General features: G+C 74.2%; 17 protein-coding genes. 6 read left to right on the forward strand and 11 right to left on the reverse strand.

The annotated features are described in order from the left end of the window. Nucleotides 1–36: 36 nt before the first annotated feature. The 4 genes from ABD268_RS04890 to ABD268_RS04905 form a co-directional block, all read right to left on the reverse strand. Nucleotides 37–723, reverse strand: coding sequence for a 3-oxoacid CoA-transferase subunit B (locus tag ABD268_RS04890; protein WP_425573678.1), 687 nt, complete (start codon nt 721–723; stop codon nt 37–39). Continuing rightward, nucleotides 720–1406 (reverse strand): 3-oxoacid CoA-transferase subunit A, encoded by a 687-nt coding sequence (locus tag ABD268_RS04895; RefSeq protein WP_344148443.1) that lies wholly within the window; start codon nt 1404–1406, stop codon nt 720–722. Before ABD268_RS04895 ends, ABD268_RS04890 begins: the two co-directional genes overlap by 4 nt. Then, the gene (locus ABD268_RS04900; protein ID WP_344148446.1) at nt 1403–2587 is read right to left on the reverse strand and encodes a thiolase family protein; all 1185 of its coding nucleotides are present in this window, start codon (nt 2585–2587) and stop codon (nt 1403–1405) included. The genes ABD268_RS04895 and ABD268_RS04900 overlap by 4 nt, the downstream gene beginning before the upstream one ends. 81 nt (nt 2588–2668) lie before the next feature. After that, complete coding sequence (locus ABD268_RS04905; protein WP_344148449.1) at nt 2669–3133, reverse strand: MarR family winged helix-turn-helix transcriptional regulator; 465 nt, start codon at nt 3131–3133, stop codon at nt 2669–2671. A 105-nt stretch (nt 3134–3238) separates the two neighbouring features. Here ABD268_RS04905 and ABD268_RS04910 point away from each other — a divergent pair, with 105 nt between their 5' ends. Further along, nucleotides 3239–4006: a pirin family protein gene (locus tag ABD268_RS04910; protein WP_344148452.1), complete on the forward strand. Its 768-nt coding sequence runs from the start codon at nt 3239–3241 to the stop codon at nt 4004–4006. Nucleotides 4007–4037: 31 nt separating this feature from the next. Beyond that, complete coding sequence (locus ABD268_RS04915) at nt 4038–4538, forward strand: VOC family protein (protein ID WP_344148455.1); 501 nt, start codon at nt 4038–4040, stop codon at nt 4536–4538. Nucleotides 4539–4557: 19 nt separating this feature from the next. Here ABD268_RS04915 and ABD268_RS04920 read toward each other — a convergent pair whose 3' ends face one another. The 5 genes from ABD268_RS04920 to pcaH all read right to left on the reverse strand — a co-directional run bounded on the left by ABD268_RS04920 (nt 4558) and on the right by pcaH (nt 9288). Further along, nucleotides 4558–5343 (reverse strand): IclR family transcriptional regulator domain-containing protein, encoded by a 786-nt coding sequence (locus ABD268_RS04920; RefSeq protein ID WP_344148458.1) that lies wholly within the window; start codon nt 5341–5343, stop codon nt 4558–4560. A 121-nt stretch (nt 5344–5464) separates the two neighbouring features. Then, nucleotides 5465–6670, reverse strand: coding sequence for a bifunctional 3-oxoadipate enol-lactonase/4-carboxymuconolactone decarboxylase PcaDC (pcaDC, locus tag ABD268_RS04925; RefSeq protein WP_344148461.1), 1206 nt, complete (start codon nt 6668–6670; stop codon nt 5465–5467). After that, the gene (locus ABD268_RS04930; protein ID WP_344148463.1) at nt 6667–7911 is read right to left on the reverse strand and encodes a lyase family protein; all 1245 of its coding nucleotides are present in this window, start codon (nt 7909–7911) and stop codon (nt 6667–6669) included. The genes pcaDC and ABD268_RS04930 overlap by 4 nt, the downstream gene beginning before the upstream one ends. 4 nt (nt 7912–7915) lie before the next feature. Continuing rightward, on the reverse strand, nt 7916–8497 hold the full coding sequence (pcaG, locus tag ABD268_RS04935; RefSeq protein ID WP_344148466.1) for a protocatechuate 3,4-dioxygenase subunit alpha: 582 nt from the start codon (nt 8495–8497) through the stop codon (nt 7916–7918). Then, complete coding sequence (gene pcaH / locus ABD268_RS04940) at nt 8494–9288, reverse strand: protocatechuate 3,4-dioxygenase subunit beta (protein WP_344148469.1); 795 nt, start codon at nt 9286–9288, stop codon at nt 8494–8496. The genes pcaG and pcaH overlap by 4 nt, the downstream gene beginning before the upstream one ends. Before the next feature lie 84 nt (nt 9289–9372). Here pcaH and ABD268_RS04945 point away from each other — a divergent pair, with 84 nt between their 5' ends. Together ABD268_RS04945 and ABD268_RS04950 are read left to right on the forward strand one after the other, a co-directional pair. Further along, nucleotides 9373–10119: an IclR family transcriptional regulator gene (locus tag ABD268_RS04945; protein ID WP_344148472.1), complete on the forward strand. Its 747-nt coding sequence runs from the start codon at nt 9373–9375 to the stop codon at nt 10117–10119. Nucleotides 10120–10207: 88 nt separating this feature from the next. Then, entirely contained in the window at nt 10208–11407 is a 1200-nt protein-coding gene (locus ABD268_RS04950) for a 4-hydroxybenzoate 3-monooxygenase (protein WP_344148475.1), read from the forward strand. Here ABD268_RS04950 and ABD268_RS04955 read toward each other — a convergent pair. After that, nucleotides 11404–11850 (reverse strand): PGPGW domain-containing protein, encoded by a 447-nt coding sequence (locus tag ABD268_RS04955; protein WP_344148478.1) that lies wholly within the window; start codon nt 11848–11850, stop codon nt 11404–11406. The genes ABD268_RS04950 and ABD268_RS04955 overlap by 4 nt on opposite strands. A 288-nt stretch (nt 11851–12138) precedes the next feature. Then, nucleotides 12139–12828 (reverse strand): response regulator, encoded by a 690-nt coding sequence (locus tag ABD268_RS04960; RefSeq protein WP_344148481.1) that lies wholly within the window; start codon nt 12826–12828, stop codon nt 12139–12141. Nucleotides 12829–12977: 149 nt separating this feature from the next. Between ABD268_RS04960 and ABD268_RS04965 the strand changes: the two genes are divergently transcribed. Together ABD268_RS04965 and ABD268_RS04970 are read left to right on the forward strand one after the other, a co-directional pair. Beyond that, nucleotides 12978–13451 (forward strand): response regulator, encoded by a 474-nt coding sequence (locus ABD268_RS04965; RefSeq protein ID WP_344148483.1) that lies wholly within the window; start codon nt 12978–12980, stop codon nt 13449–13451. Nucleotides 13452–13624: 173 nt separating this feature from the next. After that, nucleotides 13625–14728 carry a sensor histidine kinase gene (locus tag ABD268_RS04970; RefSeq protein WP_344148487.1) on the forward strand — a complete coding sequence of 368 codons (1104 nt, stop codon included), beginning with the start codon at nt 13625–13627 and terminating at the stop codon, nt 14726–14728. Nucleotides 14729–14751: the final 23 nt, after the last annotated feature.

Below are 14751 nucleotides of genomic sequence, written 5' to 3' on the forward strand. Positions count from 1 at the left end.
GGGGCACCCTATGCGGGGCCACCGACGGCCCGCGGCTCAGTCCTGCAGGCGCCGCAGGGCTACGTCGAGGCGCGCGGCGAGGTCGTCGTAGGAGATCCCGAAGGTCTCCAGGACCGTGACCCCCTGCGAGCCGACCCGGAAGACCGCGACGTCGGTGTAGACCCGGTCCACGCAGCCGACCCCGGTGAGCGGGTAGGTGCAGCCGGGGACCAGCTTGGCCGTGCCGTCCTTGGCGAACAGCGTCATCATCACCAGCACCTGCTTGGCGCCGATCGCGAGGTCCATCGCCCCGCCCACGGCCGGGATCGCGTCGGGCGCGCCGGTGTGCCAGTTGGCGAGGTCACCGGCCGCGGAGACCTGGAAGGCGCCGAGCACGCACACGTCGAGGTGGCCGCCGCGCATCATCGCGAACGAGTCCGCGTGGTGGAAGTACGACGCCCCCGGCAGCTCGGTGACCGGGACCTTGCCGGCGTTGGTGAGGTCGGTGTCGATCTCGTCGCCCACGGCGGCGGGACCCATCCCCAGCATGCCGTTCTCGGTGTGCAGCACCACCCCGGAGTCGGCGGCCAGGAAGTCGGCGACCTTGGTGGGCTGCCCGATGCCGAGGTTGACGAACGAGCCGGGCGGGATGTCGCGGGCGACGATCTCGGCCATCTCGTCGCGGCTCAGCGGCCCGCGGTCGGTGTGCTCGACGGTCCGGTCGAGGGTGTCCAGGGCGGTCACGAGGCCTCCTGCTGACGGGCGGCGGCACCGACGGCCACCACGCGGTCGACGTAGATGCTGGGGGTCACCACGGCCTCCGGGTCCAGGGTTCCGGTCTCCACGACCTGCGCCACCTGGACGATCGTGGTGGTGGCCGCAGTGGCCATCACCGGACCGAAGTTCCGGGCGGTCTTGCGGTAGACGAGGTTGCCCATCCGGTCGGCCACGTGCGCGCCGACCAGCGCGACGTCCCCCTTGATCGGGTGCTCCAGGACGTAGGTGCGCCCGTCGATCTCGCGGACCTCCTTGCCCTCGGCGAGCGGCGTACCGACGCCGGTCGGGCTGAAGAACGCCCCGATGCCCGCGCCCGCGGCCCGCATCCGCTCGGCGAGGTTGCCCTGCGGGACGACCTCGAGCTCGATCTTCCCGGCCCGGTAGAGGCCGTCGAAGACCCACGAGTCGGACTGGCGCGGGAACGAGCAGACCATCCTGCGGACCCGGCCGGCGGCCAGCAGCGCGGCCAGCCCGGTGTCGCCGTTCCCGGCGTTGTTGGAGACCACGGTCAGGTCGGTGGCGCCCTGGCGGATCAGCGCGTCGATCAGGTCGACGGGCATGCCGGCCATCCCGAAGCCGCCGACGAGCACGGTCGAGCCGTCCGCCACGTCGGCGACGGCCTCGTCGGCGCCCTCGCAGATCAGCGTCATGACACGTCCTCCAGCACCACCGCGAGCGCCTGGCCCACGCCGATGCAGATGGCCGCGACGCCCCAGCGCTCGCCGGACTCCCGGAGCCGGTGCGCCAGGGTGCCGAGGATCCGACCGCCGGAGGCGCCCAGCGGGTGACCGATCGCGATCGCCCCGCCCTTGGTGTTCACGATGTCGGGGTCGACCTTCCAGGCGTCGACGCAGGACAGCGACTGCACCGCGAACGCCTCGTTGAGCTCGATCGCGCCGACGTCGGACCAGCCGATGCCGGCCCGGCGCAGCGCCTGCTCGGCCGCCTCGACCGGCGCGAAGCCGAACGCCTGCGGCTCCAGGGCGTGTACGCCGCGGCCCGCGACGCGGGCGAGCGGGTCCAGGCCGATCCGGGACGCGGCCGCCTCCGAGCCGAGGAGCAGCGCGGAGGCGCCGTCGTTCAGCGGCGAGGCGTTGCCGGCGGTGATCGTGCCGTCGGGGCGGAAGGAGGGCTTGAGGGCGGCCAGCTTCTGCGCGCTGCTGCCGGGGCGGACCCCCTCGTCGCGGGCGAGCTCGGCGCCTGGGACCGGCACCACCAGGTCGTCGTAGAAGCCCGCGCCCCAGGCGGCGTCGGCGAGGTTGTGCGAGCGGGCGGCGAACTCGTCCTGGCGCTCCCGGGAGATCGAGAACCGCTCCTGCAGCTGCTCGTTGGCCTCGCCCAGGGACACCGTCCACTCGGCGGGCATCCGCTCGTTGACCAGCCGCCAGCCCAGCGTCGTGGAGACCGCGGTGACGTTGCCGGCCGGGAAGGCCCGCGACGGCTTCGGCAGCACCCACGGCGCCCGGGTCATCGACTCCACGCCGCCGGCGACCGCCACGTCCGCGTCGCCGGTCTCCACGATCCGCGAGGCCATCATCGCGGCGTCCAGCGAGGAGCCGCACAGCCGGTTGACCGTCGTCGCGGACACGCTCACCGGCAGCCCGGCCAGCAGCACCGCCATGCGGCCGACGTTGCGGTTGTCCTCCCCGGCGCCGTTGGCGTTGCCCCAGACGACGTCGCCGATCTCGGCCGGGTCCAGCTCGGGCGCCTTGGCAAGCACCCCGGACAGCGCGGTGGCGGCCAGGTCGTCGGGGCGGACCTCGGCGAGGGCTCCGTTGAACCGGCCGAACGGCGTGCGGGCGGCGGCGTACACGTAGGACGTGATCACCATGATCCTCCGGGTGTTCGTGATGCGAACATTGGTTCGCTGTACGAACTCATCATGCCACGGAGCGTCGCCGAACGGAAGCCCTCAGGAGGGCTCGAGCCGGCCCAGGACCGCGGCCAGGGCCTCGCCCAGCGCCTCCACCTCCGCCGGCGCCAGCGCGTCGAAGACCAGCGAGCGCACGGTGCGCACGTGCCCGGGCGCGGCCCGCTCGATCGCGGCCCGGCCGGTGGGTGTCAGCACCACGAACGCCCCCCGCCCGTCGTCGTCGCACTCCTCGCGCGCCACCAGGCCGCGGCGTTCCATCCGGGTGACGTGGTGCGAGAGCCGGCTGCGCTCCCAGCCGAGCGCGGCCGCCAGCGCGGAGACCCGCACCCGGCCCTCGTCGACGTCGGTGAGCTGGACGAGCACGTCGAAGTCCTGCAGCGACAGGTCGGAGTCGCGCTGCAGCTGGCGGTTGAGGGCGGCCGGCAACCGGGAGCCCACCCGCAGCCAGTCCCGCCAGACCTGTTGCTGCCGGTCGTCGAGCCAGGGAGTCTGATCGGTCGCCACGTCGCCACTCTAGCGGGAATGGTTGACACGTCACGCATGTTGGGCCCATCGTGTAGGTGACACGTCACCGGCACGGCCCACCCGCACCGGACCGAGGAGAGCACCATGGCCACCATCGAGCTGGACCCGAACGTCGACATCCGCCGCGCCGAGCAGCGGTTCACCACCGACTTCGGCTGGCTGGACTCGAAGCACTCGTTCTCCTTCGGCCACCACCACGACCCGGCGAACACCCACCACGGGCTGCTGCTGGTCAACAACGACGACGTCGTCGACCCCGGCACCGGCTTCGAGACCCACCCGCACCGGGACATGGAGATCGTGACGTGGGTGCTGCAGGGCTCGCTGGTCCACCAGGACTCGACCGGCCACAACGGCGTGATCTACCCGGGCCTGGCCCAGCGGATGAGCGCCGGCACCGGCATCCTGCACTCGGAGAAGAACGACTCCTGGCGCCTCGAGGGCGAGCAGCACCGCGACCCGGTCCACTTCGTGCAGATGTGGGTGCTGCCCGACGAGAGCGGCATCACCCCGGGCTACGAGCAGCTCGAGATCGACGACGCGCTGCTCTCCGGCGGCCTGGTCCCAGTCGCCTCCGGCATGGACCGGCACGACGGCGAGGCCGCGATCCGGATCCGGAACCGGTACGCCGCGCTGCACGCCGCCCGCCTGCGGCCCGGCCAGTCCGTGGAGCTGCCCGAGGCGCCGTTCCTGCACCTGTTCGTGCCCCGGGGCTCGGTCACCCTGGAGGGGGCCGGCGCCCTGGCCACCGGCGACGCCGTCCGGTTCACCGCGACCGGCGGCCAGCGGGTGACCGCGACCGAGCCCGCGGAGATCCTGGTGTGGGAGATGCACGCCACCGTCGCCGCCTGACACCATCGAGACGAGGATCGAGGAGACCGACATGACCGAGCAACGAGACCTGACCGCGATCGAGGCCGAGCGGGCGCGGATCCGGACGGCGTACCTGCGCCCGGCCGTCGAGCGTCCGGTCTCCTCGGCGCGCGGCCTGCACCACACCGCGCTGATCAGCAGCGACGTGGAGCGGACCGTGCGGTTCTACCAGGACGTGCTGGGGTTCCCGCTGACCGAGCTGATCGAGAACCGCGACTACGCCGGCTCCTCGCACTTCTTCTTCGACATCGGCAACGGCAACCTGCTGGCGTTCTTCGACTTCCCCGGGCTGGACGTCGGGCCGTACGCCGAGGTCCTCGGCGGCCTGCACCACCTGGCGATCTCGGTCGACCCCGAGCGGTGGCAGCGGCTGATCGGCAGGCTCGACGCCGCCGGCGTGGAGCACGAGGTGCACAGCGGGGTGTCGGTCTACTTCCGCGACCCCGACGGCGCGCGCATCGAGCTGATCGCGGACCCGCTGGGCGAGATGTACGGCACCCAGGTCCTGTAGACGCTGCCCGGCCCGAACCTCAGACCCGCAGGCCGGCCGAGGCGACGTCGGCGCTGATCGCGCGCGCGGCCGCGACCACCGCGTCGACGTAACCCTCGGGCAGCTCGGGGTGCGCGTGGGTCGAGGTGGAGACGTTGATCGCGGCGACCACCCGGTCCTCGCCGTCGCGCAGCGGCGCCGCGACCGAGCGCAGCCCGGCCTCGAGCTCCTGGTCGACCAGCGCCCAGCCCTGCGCGCGGACCCGGTCCAGCTCGGCGCGCAGCGACGCCGCGTCGTGGAGCGTCCGCCCGGTGAGGGCATCGAGCGACGCGCGGGCCAGGTAGGCGTCGAGCTCCTGGGCCGGGAGACCCGCGAGCAGCACCCGCCCCATCGAGGTGGCGTACGCCGGGAAGCGGGTCCCGACCGTGATGCCCACCGTCATGATCCGCCGGGTCGCGACCCGGGCGACGTAGACGATCTCGTCGCCGTCCAGCACCGCCGCCGACGTCGACTCACCGAGCCGCGCGGAGAGCTGCTCGAGGTGCGGCTGAGCGATCTGCGGGAGCCCCAGCCCGGAGAGGTACGCCGTCCCGAGCCGCAGCACCTGCGGCGTGAGCGCGAACTGCTTGCCGTCGAACCGCACGTAGCCGAGCTCGACCAGCGTGTGCAGGAACCGGCGCGCCGTCGCCCGGCTGAGCCCGGTCCGCGCCGCGATGTCGCTCAGCGTCATCGCCGGGTGGTCGGCGTCGAAGGCGGTGATGACCGACAGGCCGCGCGCCAGCGACTGCACGTACTGGTCGCCCGGGGGCGTGCGCGCGTCGGTCATGCGCGAGAGCATAGGGCCGGCACTTTCCCCGGCCGGCCGGGGAAAGTGGCACTTGTCAGGGGATACACCACCTGACAAGTGCCCGTTTCCCCTGACAGGTCGCCGCGGAGGGCACCGATGGCTACCGCTCCTCCATCTCGGCCAGGACCTGCTGCGCGATCCGGAACGCCGTGTTGGCGTCGGGCACCCCGCAGTAGACGGCGGACTGGAGCAGGACCTCCTTGATCTCCTCCACGCTGAGCCCGTTGGTGCGGGCCGCCCGCACGTGCATGGCGAGCTCCTCGTGGTGGCCCCGGGCGACCAGCGCGGTCAGCGTGATCATCGACCGGGACCGCCGGTCCAGCCCCGGCCGGGTCCAGATCGACCCCCAGGCGTACTGGGTGATCAGCTCCTGGAAGTCGCGGGTGAAGTCGGTGGTGGCGGCGCTCGCGCGGTCAACGTGGGCGTCGCCGAGCACCTCGCGGCGCACGACCAGCCCGGCGTCCCGCACCTCCCGCACGGTGCGGTCGTCGGAGGACGAGGCAGCGGGCTCCCCGAGCAGGTGCTCACGCAGCAGCCGGGCCACCACCGCCGGCGCCTCGGCGGGCGCCAGGTGGCCGACGCCGTCGAGCACGACCAGCCGACCGTCCTTCACCCCGGAGGCGATCTCGCCGAGGCTCGCCGGCGGGGTCGAGACGTCCTCGACGCCGGCCACGGCCAGCACCGGGGCGCCGATCTCGGCCAGCCGGTCGCGGACGTCGAACTCCGCCAGCGCGCCGCACACCGCGACGTACCCGTCGTCGTCGGCCTCCTGCAGCGCGTGCAGCAGCGCCGACCCGCGCGCGGGCTCGCGCTCGAGGAAGCCGGCGCCGAACCACCGCTCGGCCGACCCGGACACCATCACCGGGGTGCCGGACATGCTGACCTGGGCCATCCGGCCCGCCCACGACTCGTGCGTCCCGATCCTGGCGCCGGTGCACAGCAGCACCGCCGCCGGCACCCGCGCGGGCGCGTCGAGCAGCAGCTGCAGGCCGACCGCGCCGCCGACCGAGTCGCCGGCGTAGAAGAAGGTGTCGTCCCCGCGCTCGGCGGCGATGTCGTCGACCACGTGCAGCACGCCCGCGGCCAGCTCGGCCATGGTGAAGGGCTCCTCGGGCACGGCGCGGTTGTGCCCGTGGCCGGGCAGGTCCCAGGCGACGACGTCGAAGACCTCGGTCAGCCCGGCGTCGGCGCACGCCGTCCACAGCGTCGAGGCGGAGGTGCCGAGCGAGGGGCCCAGCACCAGCAGCGGCAGCTCCGCGCGGTGGCGGGCGCCGGTCAGGCGGACGGCGGTGATGCTGGGGGTCAACGGGTCTCCTCACGTGGTGGGGTCGCGGCCAGCACGCCGGCCGCGCGGGCCAGCGGCGCCTCGAGGAACGCCGCGGTCGCCCCGAGGTACTCCTCGCGGGGCGCGGTCCCGGCCAGCTCGGCCATGCTGCGCTGCTCGGCGCGTACGTCGTCGCGCGCGGCCTCGAGGGTGGCGCGCATCCGGTCCTCGTGGACGCGCAGCCCGCTCAGCAGCTCGGAGGCCTGCTCGCCGGCGACGACGGCACGCCGCAGCAGCGTGCGCAGCGTCGCCCACTCGGCGTGCCAGGCACCGGCCGACCGCTCGTCGACCGACTCGGCGGCGGCCAGGTGCAGGGTGGCCGCCAGCTGGGGGGCGGTGAGGGCGGCCCGGCGCACCAGCGTCGCGAGCACCGGGTTCGCCTTGTGCGGCATCGTCGACGAGCCACCCCCGGCGACCTCCGACAGCTCCCCGAGCTCGGGGCGGCTCAGCGTGAGCACGTCGTTCGCGATCCGCCCCCACGCGTCGGTGCACCGCACCGCGGCGTCCCCGAGCCGGGTGACCGTCGCGCGGGAGGTGTGCCACGGCGTGGACGGCGCGAGGCCGAGCCCGGTGGCCAGCTCGAGGGCGAGGCCGGTGGCGGCCCCGACCGGGTCGGGCAGGTCGCCGGCGAGCTCCACGGTCGCGGCCATGGTGCCCGCGGCGCCGCCGACCTGGACGGGGAGCACCAGCCCCACCACGTCGTCGTACGCGTCGAGGACGCCGGTCAGCCACTGCGCGGCCCGGAGCCCGAACGTCGTGGGCACGGCGTGCTGGGTGAGAGTCCGCGCGACCATGGGCGTGGCGCGGTGCTCCTCCACGAGGGCGGCCAGCCGCCGGACCTGCTCACGCAGCGCCGCGAGGGTCCGGTCGACGGCCTCGCGGGCGCACACCATCAGCGCCGTGTCGACCACGTCCTGGCTGGTCAGGCCCCGGTGCAGCCAGCGGGCGGCGTCGGGGTTGCGCTCGCGAAGGCCGTCGCGCAGCAGCGCGACCAGCGCCATCGCCGGGTTGCCGCCGAGCTCGGACTCGTTCGCCAGCCACTGGTGGTGGGAGGGCCAGACCAGGCCGAGCAGGTCCTCCTTGGCGGCGCCCGCCGGTGCGATCCCGGTGCCGACGAGCGCGTCCAGCCACGCCTCCTCGACGGCCACCATCGCCGCCAGGAAGGTCGCGTCCGAGAACAGGTCGCCGGCGCGGTCGTCGCCGGGCCAGAGCAGGTCCGTCATGGAGTCAGTGTCGCGGATGGGTGAGGAAGACCGTCTCGCCCTCGCCCTGCAGCCGGATGTCGAACACGAACCCGTGCTCGTCGGCCCCCGCCACCAGCGTGCTCCGGCGGTCCGCGTCGACCGAGGCCAGCAACGGGTCGGCCCCCAGCGCGGCCCGGTCCTCGGCCGAGTCCCCCGGCAGGTAGGCCCGCGTGAACAGCCGGTCGAGCAGGCCGCGTGCGAACACGGTCACCGCGAAGTACGCCGCCGTGCCCGGCGTGGTCGGCCCGGGCCGCAGCGTCGAGAACGCGTAGTGGCCGGTGTCGTCGGTGGCGCACCGGCCCCAGCCGGTGAACGTGAACCCGTCGCGGTGCAGCGACCCGGGCTCGCGCGGGACCCGCCCGGCCGGGTCGGCCTGCCACAGCTCGAGCAGCGCGTCGGGCACCGGGTCGCCGGCCCCGTCGAGGACCCGGCCGTGCAGCCGGACCGCGTCGCGGTGGGTCGGGGGCACCAGCGCCGAGTCGCCGTCGTAGGGCAGCGCGTAGCCGTAGAACGGCCCGATCGTCTGGCCGGGCGTGGGCGCGAGGTCGCCGCGGGCGCGGCTCATGCCTGGTCCTCCTCTTCGAGGGGCGTGCGGTGGGTGCCGGTGAGCACGATGTCCCAGCGGTAGCCGGTGCACCACTCGTGCTGCGTCACGTCGTGGTCGTAGGTGGCGACCAGCCGGTCGCGGGCCCGCTGGTCGGTGATCGCCTGGTAGATCGGGTCCAGCGCGAAGAGCGGGTCCCCCGGGAAGTACATCTGGGTGACCATCCGCTGGGTGAACTCGGTCCCGAAGAGGGAGAAGTGGATGTGCGCGGGCCGCCACGCGTTGCGGTGGTTCTTCCACGGGTACGGACCGGGCTTGATCGTGGTGAAGGCGTAGGTGCCGTCGGCGTCGGTGAGGCAGCGGCCCACGCCGGTGAAGTTCGGGTCGATCGCGGCGGGGTGCTGGTCGCGCTTGTGGATGTAGCGCCCGCCCGCGTTGGCCTGCCAGATCTCGACGAGCTGGTGGCGCACCGGCCGGCCGTCGCCGTCGAGGACCCGGCCCGTCACGGTCATCCGCTCCCCGACGGGCTCGCCGCGGTGCTGGATGGTCAGGTCGGCCTCGAGCCGGTCCACGTCCTGGTGGCCGAAGGCCGGCGACCACAGCTCGATCCCCTCGGGGTCGGCGTGGTGCAGGTCCTTGGTGGGGTGCCGCAGCAGGCTGGAGCGGTACGGCGGGTAGTCGAGCCGGGGTTGCGTCTCCTCGGCACCGTCCACGCGGTCGCGCTCGTAGGCCTTGGCGATCTGCCGGATCTCCTCGCTCACCTCGGCCTGGGTCGAGGCGGCCGCGTCGGAGGACGCTCGGTTGTCGTTCACGGCACCGACGGTACGGCGGCCGGTGGTGTGACGCCGAGCACCCGATTCCGTTCAGTGGAAGACGCTCGGTGGGACACTGGGCCGATGGCCGGCAACTCCTCGACCCCCGGCGCCAGCGTCACCTCGCGGGCGCTGGCGATCCTCGGCGCCTTCGACGAGCAGCACCGCCGGCTCTCCCTCACCCGGCTCGCCGAGCGCGCCGGCCTGCCCCCGGCGACCACGCACCGGCTGGTGGGCGAGCTGGTGGCGTGGGGCGCGCTGGCCCGCACCCCCTCGGGCGAGTACGTCGTGGGCCGGCGGCTGTGGGACGTCGGGCTGCTCGCGCCCGTGCAGACCGGCCTGCGGCAGCTGGCCTCGCCCTACCTCCACGACCTCTACGCGGCCACCCTCGCGACGGTCCACCTCGCGGTGCGCGACGGCACCGAGGTGCTCTACGTCGACCGGCTGGCCGGCCGCACGTCGGTGCCGGTGGTGAGCCAGATCGGCTCGCGGCTGCCGCTGCACGCGACCGGCGTCGGCAAGGTGCTGCTCGCGCACGCCCCGCCCGAGGTGCAGGCCGCGGCGCTGACCGACCCGGCCCGGGTCACGGCGTACACCGTGACCCAGCCGGGGCTGCTGCGCCGCCAGCTCGCCCGGGTGGTGCGCGACGGCTACGCGACGACGGTCGAGGAGATGAGCCTGGGCGCCTGCTCGGTCGCGGTGCCGATCCGCCAGGGCGAGGCGGTGGTCGCCGCCCTCGGCATCGTCGTACCCAGCCTGAAGAAGGACCGGCCGCGCCTGGTCGCCGCGCTGCAGGTGGCGGCGCAGGGCATCGGCCGCAACCTCCTCTGACCACCCGGCCGCCCCGCGGCAGCCCCCATTTCCGGCCAGTGGAAGCACCGCGTGGCGAGGTGCTGCGTCGACCGGCTTCACTCGTCGCATGACCTCCGAAGGCGACGGCGTCCTGCGTACCCAGGTCGCGATCATCGGTGCCGGCCCGGCCGGCCTGCTCCTCTCCCACCTGCTGGGCAACGCGGGCGTCGAGTCGGTCGTCGTCGAGTCCCGCTCCCAGGAGTACGTCGCCGGGCGGATCCGCGCGGGCATCCTCGAGCAGTCGACCGTCGACCTGCTCCGCTCCGCCGGGCTCGCCGACCGGCTGTCCCGGGAGGGCGACCAGCACCGCGGCATCCACCTCCAGTGGCCGCACGAGCGGCACCACCTCGACTTCGTCGACCTCACCGGCCGCTCGGTGTGGGTCTACGGGCAGACCGAGGTGCAGAAGGACCTGGTGGCCGCCCGCACGGCCGCCGGGCAGCAGGTGCACTACGAGGTGGCCGACACCGCGCTGCACGACCTGGAGACCGACCATCCCTCGGTGACGTTCACCGACGCGGAGGGCCGGCCGCGCCGGGTCGCCGCCGACGTGGTCGTCGGCTGCGACGGCTCGTTCGGCCCCAGCCGGGCCGCGGTGCCGGACGCGGTCCGGCGTACCTGGGACAGGACCTACCCCTACTCCTGGCTCGGGATCCTCGCCGACGTCGCCCCGTCCACCGACGAGCTGATCTACGCCTGGCACCCCGACGGGTTCGCGATGCACTCGATGCGGTCGTCGTCGGTGTCGCGGCTCTACCTGCAGGTGCCCAACGGCACCGACGTCGCCACCTGGTCCGACGACCGGATCTGGGACGCCCTGGCCACCCGGCTCGGCCACGGCCAGGACGGCTGGGAGCTCACGCCCGGGCCGGTCACCGAGAAGAGCGTGCTGCCGATGCGGTCCTACGTGCAGACGCCGATGCGGCACGGGCGGCTGTTCCTGGCCGGCGACGCCGCGCACACCGTGCCGCCCACCGGCGCCAAGGGGCTCAACCTCGCGGTGGCCGACGTGGGGCTGCTCGCGCCGGCCCTGATCGACCTGCTGCGCAAGGACGACCCGCGGCTGGCCGACGCCTACTCGGAGACGGCGCTGCGCCGGGTCTGGCGGTGCACGCACTTCTCCTGGTGGATGACCACCATGCTGCACACCAGCGGCGACCCCTTCGACGAGCAGCTCCAGCTCTCCCAGCTGCGCTGGGTCACCTCGAGCCAGGCCGGCGCCACCGGCCTGGCGGAGAACTACGCCGGCCTGCCGATCGGCTTCTAGGAGGTGCTGGCCGACGCCTCGGCGTCCTCGTGGAACCGCCGGTAGCTGTAGACGATCATCCCGATCGCGAACAGCCCCGAGGCGACCTGCGTGGTCCCGGTGCCCCACCCGCCGACGAGCCACCACTTCTCGTCGACCGGCCACCACGACGGCGCCGGCGGGTGCCAGATCCACAGCACACCGGCCGCGATGATCGTCAACGCGATCAGCGTCGAGAGCACGATCCGCGGCCAGGTCTCGACGCTCTCGGCGGCCGCCTTGAGCGCGCGCTCCTTGACCGGCTCGAGCCGCTTCTCGGCCCAGTCGTACTGCTGGGAGAGCAGGACCAGTCCGGCGAAGATCGCCAGCAGCCCGGGGCCCGGCAGGACCAGGGCCGCGATGCCGGCGACCACCAGCACCCAGCCCACCGTCTCCAGCGCCACGCGGCGGGCTGCACTCTTCATGGGTGCAGCCTCTCAGATGAGTGGTCGCTGCACATCCGGGACGCGCAACCGACAGACCGGAACCCGGGCCCGGCCCGATGGATTCCGCTGACGGGGGTTCTGCGGAAGGGCCATCGGGCCGGGCGTCTCGGCGGCCGGCCCTCCCGGCGGGGGCGCGGTGAGGGGGCCACCGTCGCCACCGGGTCGGGAGTCCGGCACACCCCCAGTCTTGAGGTCGCCGGGCGGGGAGACCTGAGCCGTCGGACGGATCTTGTCTGGCACCGACGCACTAGGGAGCCGGCGGCGGGCTCAGCCCCCGGGCAGCAGCCCCTCGCGCACCGCGATGGACAGTGCCTCCAGCTTGGAGTGCGCGCCGAGCTTGGCCGACAGGTTGGCGACGTGGTTGCGCACGGTGTGCACGCTGACCACCAGCTGCTCGGCGATCGCGGCGTTCGACAACCCCTCGGCGAGCAGCCCGAGGACCTCGCGCTCGCGCTCGGTCAGGTCGGTGGGCCCGGGCCGGCCCGACCGGTGGAGCCGCGGCAGCAGGCGGGCCAGCATCTCCGGCGAGATCACGGCCTCCCCGGACGCCGCCGCGCGGACCGCGGACGTCAGCTCACCGAGGCTGCGGCTCTTGGAGACGAACCCTGAGGCGCCCGCCTCGACGGCCGACACCAGGACGTGGTCGGACGCGGTCGCGGTGAGCACGACGACCTTCATGCTCGGGCGCAGCGCCCGCAGCTCGGCGATGGCGTCGACGCCGTCCCCGTCCGGGAGCCGGTGGTCGAGCAGCACCACGTCGGGAGCCGTGGTCCGGATCATCGCCCGGGCCCGCTCCAGGGTGCCGGCGATGCCCACGCTGACCAGGTCGGGCTCGTCGTCGAGGACACGGGACAGGCTCGAGGCCAGGACCTCGTGGTCGTCGACGATCAGGACACGCGCGGCCGCGGTCTCCTCGATCACGCCCTCGCCGGAGGCAGGGCTGGGGGGTGAGCTCACCGTCCACCTCCTCCACGGGGGCCCGGCGATGTCCCCGTTCCGGCGGAACGACCCCTAGTACCAACGTACTAGACAGGTAGTGCCCGGGCGGGCTGCGCGCGAAACACGGCAGCGGTCACCATGGAGGACGGGGCACCGAGAGGAGCACGATGGCGCGCATCCGGGTGGCGATCGCCGACGACGACGCCGGGATCCGCAGCGCGCTCGCGGACGTGCTGGCCGCCGATCCCCGGTTCACCGTCGTCGGGTCGGCCTCCACGGGTGAGGAGCTGTGCCGGCTGGTCCGGTCCGTCGCCGCCGACGTGGTGCTCCTCGACGTACGCATGCCGGGCGGCGGCGCCGACGCGGCCCGTGCCCTCGGCACCTGCACCCCCGCCCCCGGGGCCCGCCCGCCGGCCGTCATCGCCGTGTCCGGCCACACCGGCGCGGCCACCGTCACCTCGATGCTGCGAGCCGGCGCCGTCGGCTACCTGGCCAAGGGACGGCTGGCGAGGCTGCCGGACCTGGTCGCCCGGTGCGCCGCGGGCGAAGTCGTGCTGGCGGTACCGAGCGCGACCGACGCGCTGCGCCGCGTCGTGCGCGAGGACCGGGGCGCCACGCACGCCGGTCCACGGGGACGGTGACCGCACCCGGCACACGCGCAGGAGCCGGATGACCCCCGACATCGTCCGCGACCAGGACGTTGCTGGCGGTCCGCACGCGCTCCTCCTGACCGTCCCGCCTGGTACGAACGCACTAGCCGGGACGGCTCGTCGGTGCCTCGCGGCGCCCGCCGCCCTGCCCGAGGGTGGGGACCATGCCTCGGAACCCCTGCGTCCCCGACGCCACGCCGGACTCCGCGCGGGCCGGCACGCTCCCCTCCCCGACGCCCGACCCGGAGGTCCTGGCCGCGGTCCTCGACCGGTCGCTCACCGGGATGGTGCTGCTGCGGCGAGGCGCCGTGGGTGTCGAGGCGACCGCGGTGAACCCGGCCGCCGCCTGCCGGCTCGGCGGCACGGCCGACGACCTGACCGGCACCGGCTGGGCCGACGGCCTCGGCCCCCGGGACCGGGCCCGGCTGCGGACCGCCGCCGAGGCGCTGCTGGCCGGCGAGACCACCCGGCGACAGGAGGAGGTCACCCTGCCCCACGGTCGCCGGGTGCTGTTCTGCCTGTGCTCCCTGCTCGACGGCTCCGGGCAGCCGATGGTGCTGGCCCAGCTCGTCGACCGGCCCGAGGTCGACACCGTCTCGTGGGTCGGGCACGAGCTGCGCAACCCGATCACCAGCGTGCTCGGCTACACCGAGCTGCTGCGCGAGGGCGTCGGTGGCCAGCTGAGCCACCACCAGACCGAGCTGCTCGACCGGGTGCTGGGCCACGGCCGCCGCCTGCTCGACCTGGTGGAGAGCCTCGTGACGCTGGACCGGGTCGAGTCCTCCGACCCCGTGCCGCAGGCGGAGCCGGTGGTGCTCGACGTCGTCGTGCACCGGGCACTCGAGAGTGTCACCGCGCTCGTCCACGGACGCGCCCTCACCGTGCGCGCCCGCGTCTCCCCCGGGCCGATGGAGGTGTCGGGGGACGCGACGGACCTGGAGCGGGTGGTGACGGAGCTGCTGACGAACGCCACCAAGTTCACCCCGGCCGGCGGACGGATCACCCTCGACCTGACCCGCGAGGGCTCCGACGCGGTGCTCGTCGTCGAGGACACCGGGCCGGGCGTGCCGGAGCACGAGCAGGCACGGCTCTTCGACCGGTTCTTCCGGACGTCGGCCGCGCTGTCGCAGGCGGTCCCGGGAACCGGTATCGGGCTGGCGATCGTGCACTCGGTCGTCACCGGGCACGGCGGCCGGATCAGGCTCGACTCGGCACCCGGGCGCGGTGCCCGGTTCGAGGTGCGGCTGCCCCTGGCCGCGACGCCCTGACCCGGCCCTCGCCCTCCTCCGGC

The sequence above is a fragment of the Nocardioides koreensis genome, assembly GCF_039531775.1.
Classification (GTDB): Bacteria; Actinomycetota; Actinomycetes; order Propionibacteriales; family Nocardioidaceae; genus Nocardioides; species Nocardioides koreensis.

Coding starts and splice junctions, on each gene's coding strand:
- ABD268_RS04895 (WP_344148443.1), bottom strand. CDS start 1,406: ATGACGCTGATCTGCGAGGGCGCCGACGAGGCCGTCGCCGACGTGGCG.
- ABD268_RS04900 (WP_344148446.1), bottom strand. CDS start 2,587: ATGGTGATCACGTCCTACGTGTACGCCGCCGCCCGCACGCCGTTCGGC.
- ABD268_RS04910 (WP_344148452.1), top strand. CDS start 3,239: ATGGCCACCATCGAGCTGGACCCGAACGTCGACATCCGCCGCGCCGAG.
- ABD268_RS04915 (WP_344148455.1), top strand. CDS start 4,038: ATGACCGAGCAACGAGACCTGACCGCGATCGAGGCCGAGCGGGCGCGG.
- ABD268_RS04920 (WP_344148458.1), bottom strand. CDS start 5,343: ATGACCGACGCGCGCACGCCCCCGGGCGACCAGTACGTGCAGTCGCTG.
- ABD268_RS04930 (WP_344148463.1), bottom strand. CDS start 7,911: ATGACGGACCTGCTCTGGCCCGGCGACGACCGCGCCGGCGACCTGTTC.
- pcaG (WP_344148466.1), bottom strand. CDS start 8,497: ATGAGCCGCGCCCGCGGCGACCTCGCGCCCACGCCCGGCCAGACGATC.
- ABD268_RS04945 (WP_344148472.1), top strand. CDS start 9,373: ATGGCCGGCAACTCCTCGACCCCCGGCGCCAGCGTCACCTCGCGGGCG.
- ABD268_RS04950 (WP_344148475.1), top strand. CDS start 10,208: ATGACCTCCGAAGGCGACGGCGTCCTGCGTACCCAGGTCGCGATCATC.
- ABD268_RS04955 (WP_344148478.1), bottom strand. CDS start 11,850: ATGAAGAGTGCAGCCCGCCGCGTGGCGCTGGAGACGGTGGGCTGGGTG.
- ABD268_RS04965 (WP_344148483.1), top strand. CDS start 12,978: ATGGCGCGCATCCGGGTGGCGATCGCCGACGACGACGCCGGGATCCGC.
- ABD268_RS04970 (WP_344148487.1), top strand. CDS start 13,625: ATGCCTCGGAACCCCTGCGTCCCCGACGCCACGCCGGACTCCGCGCGG.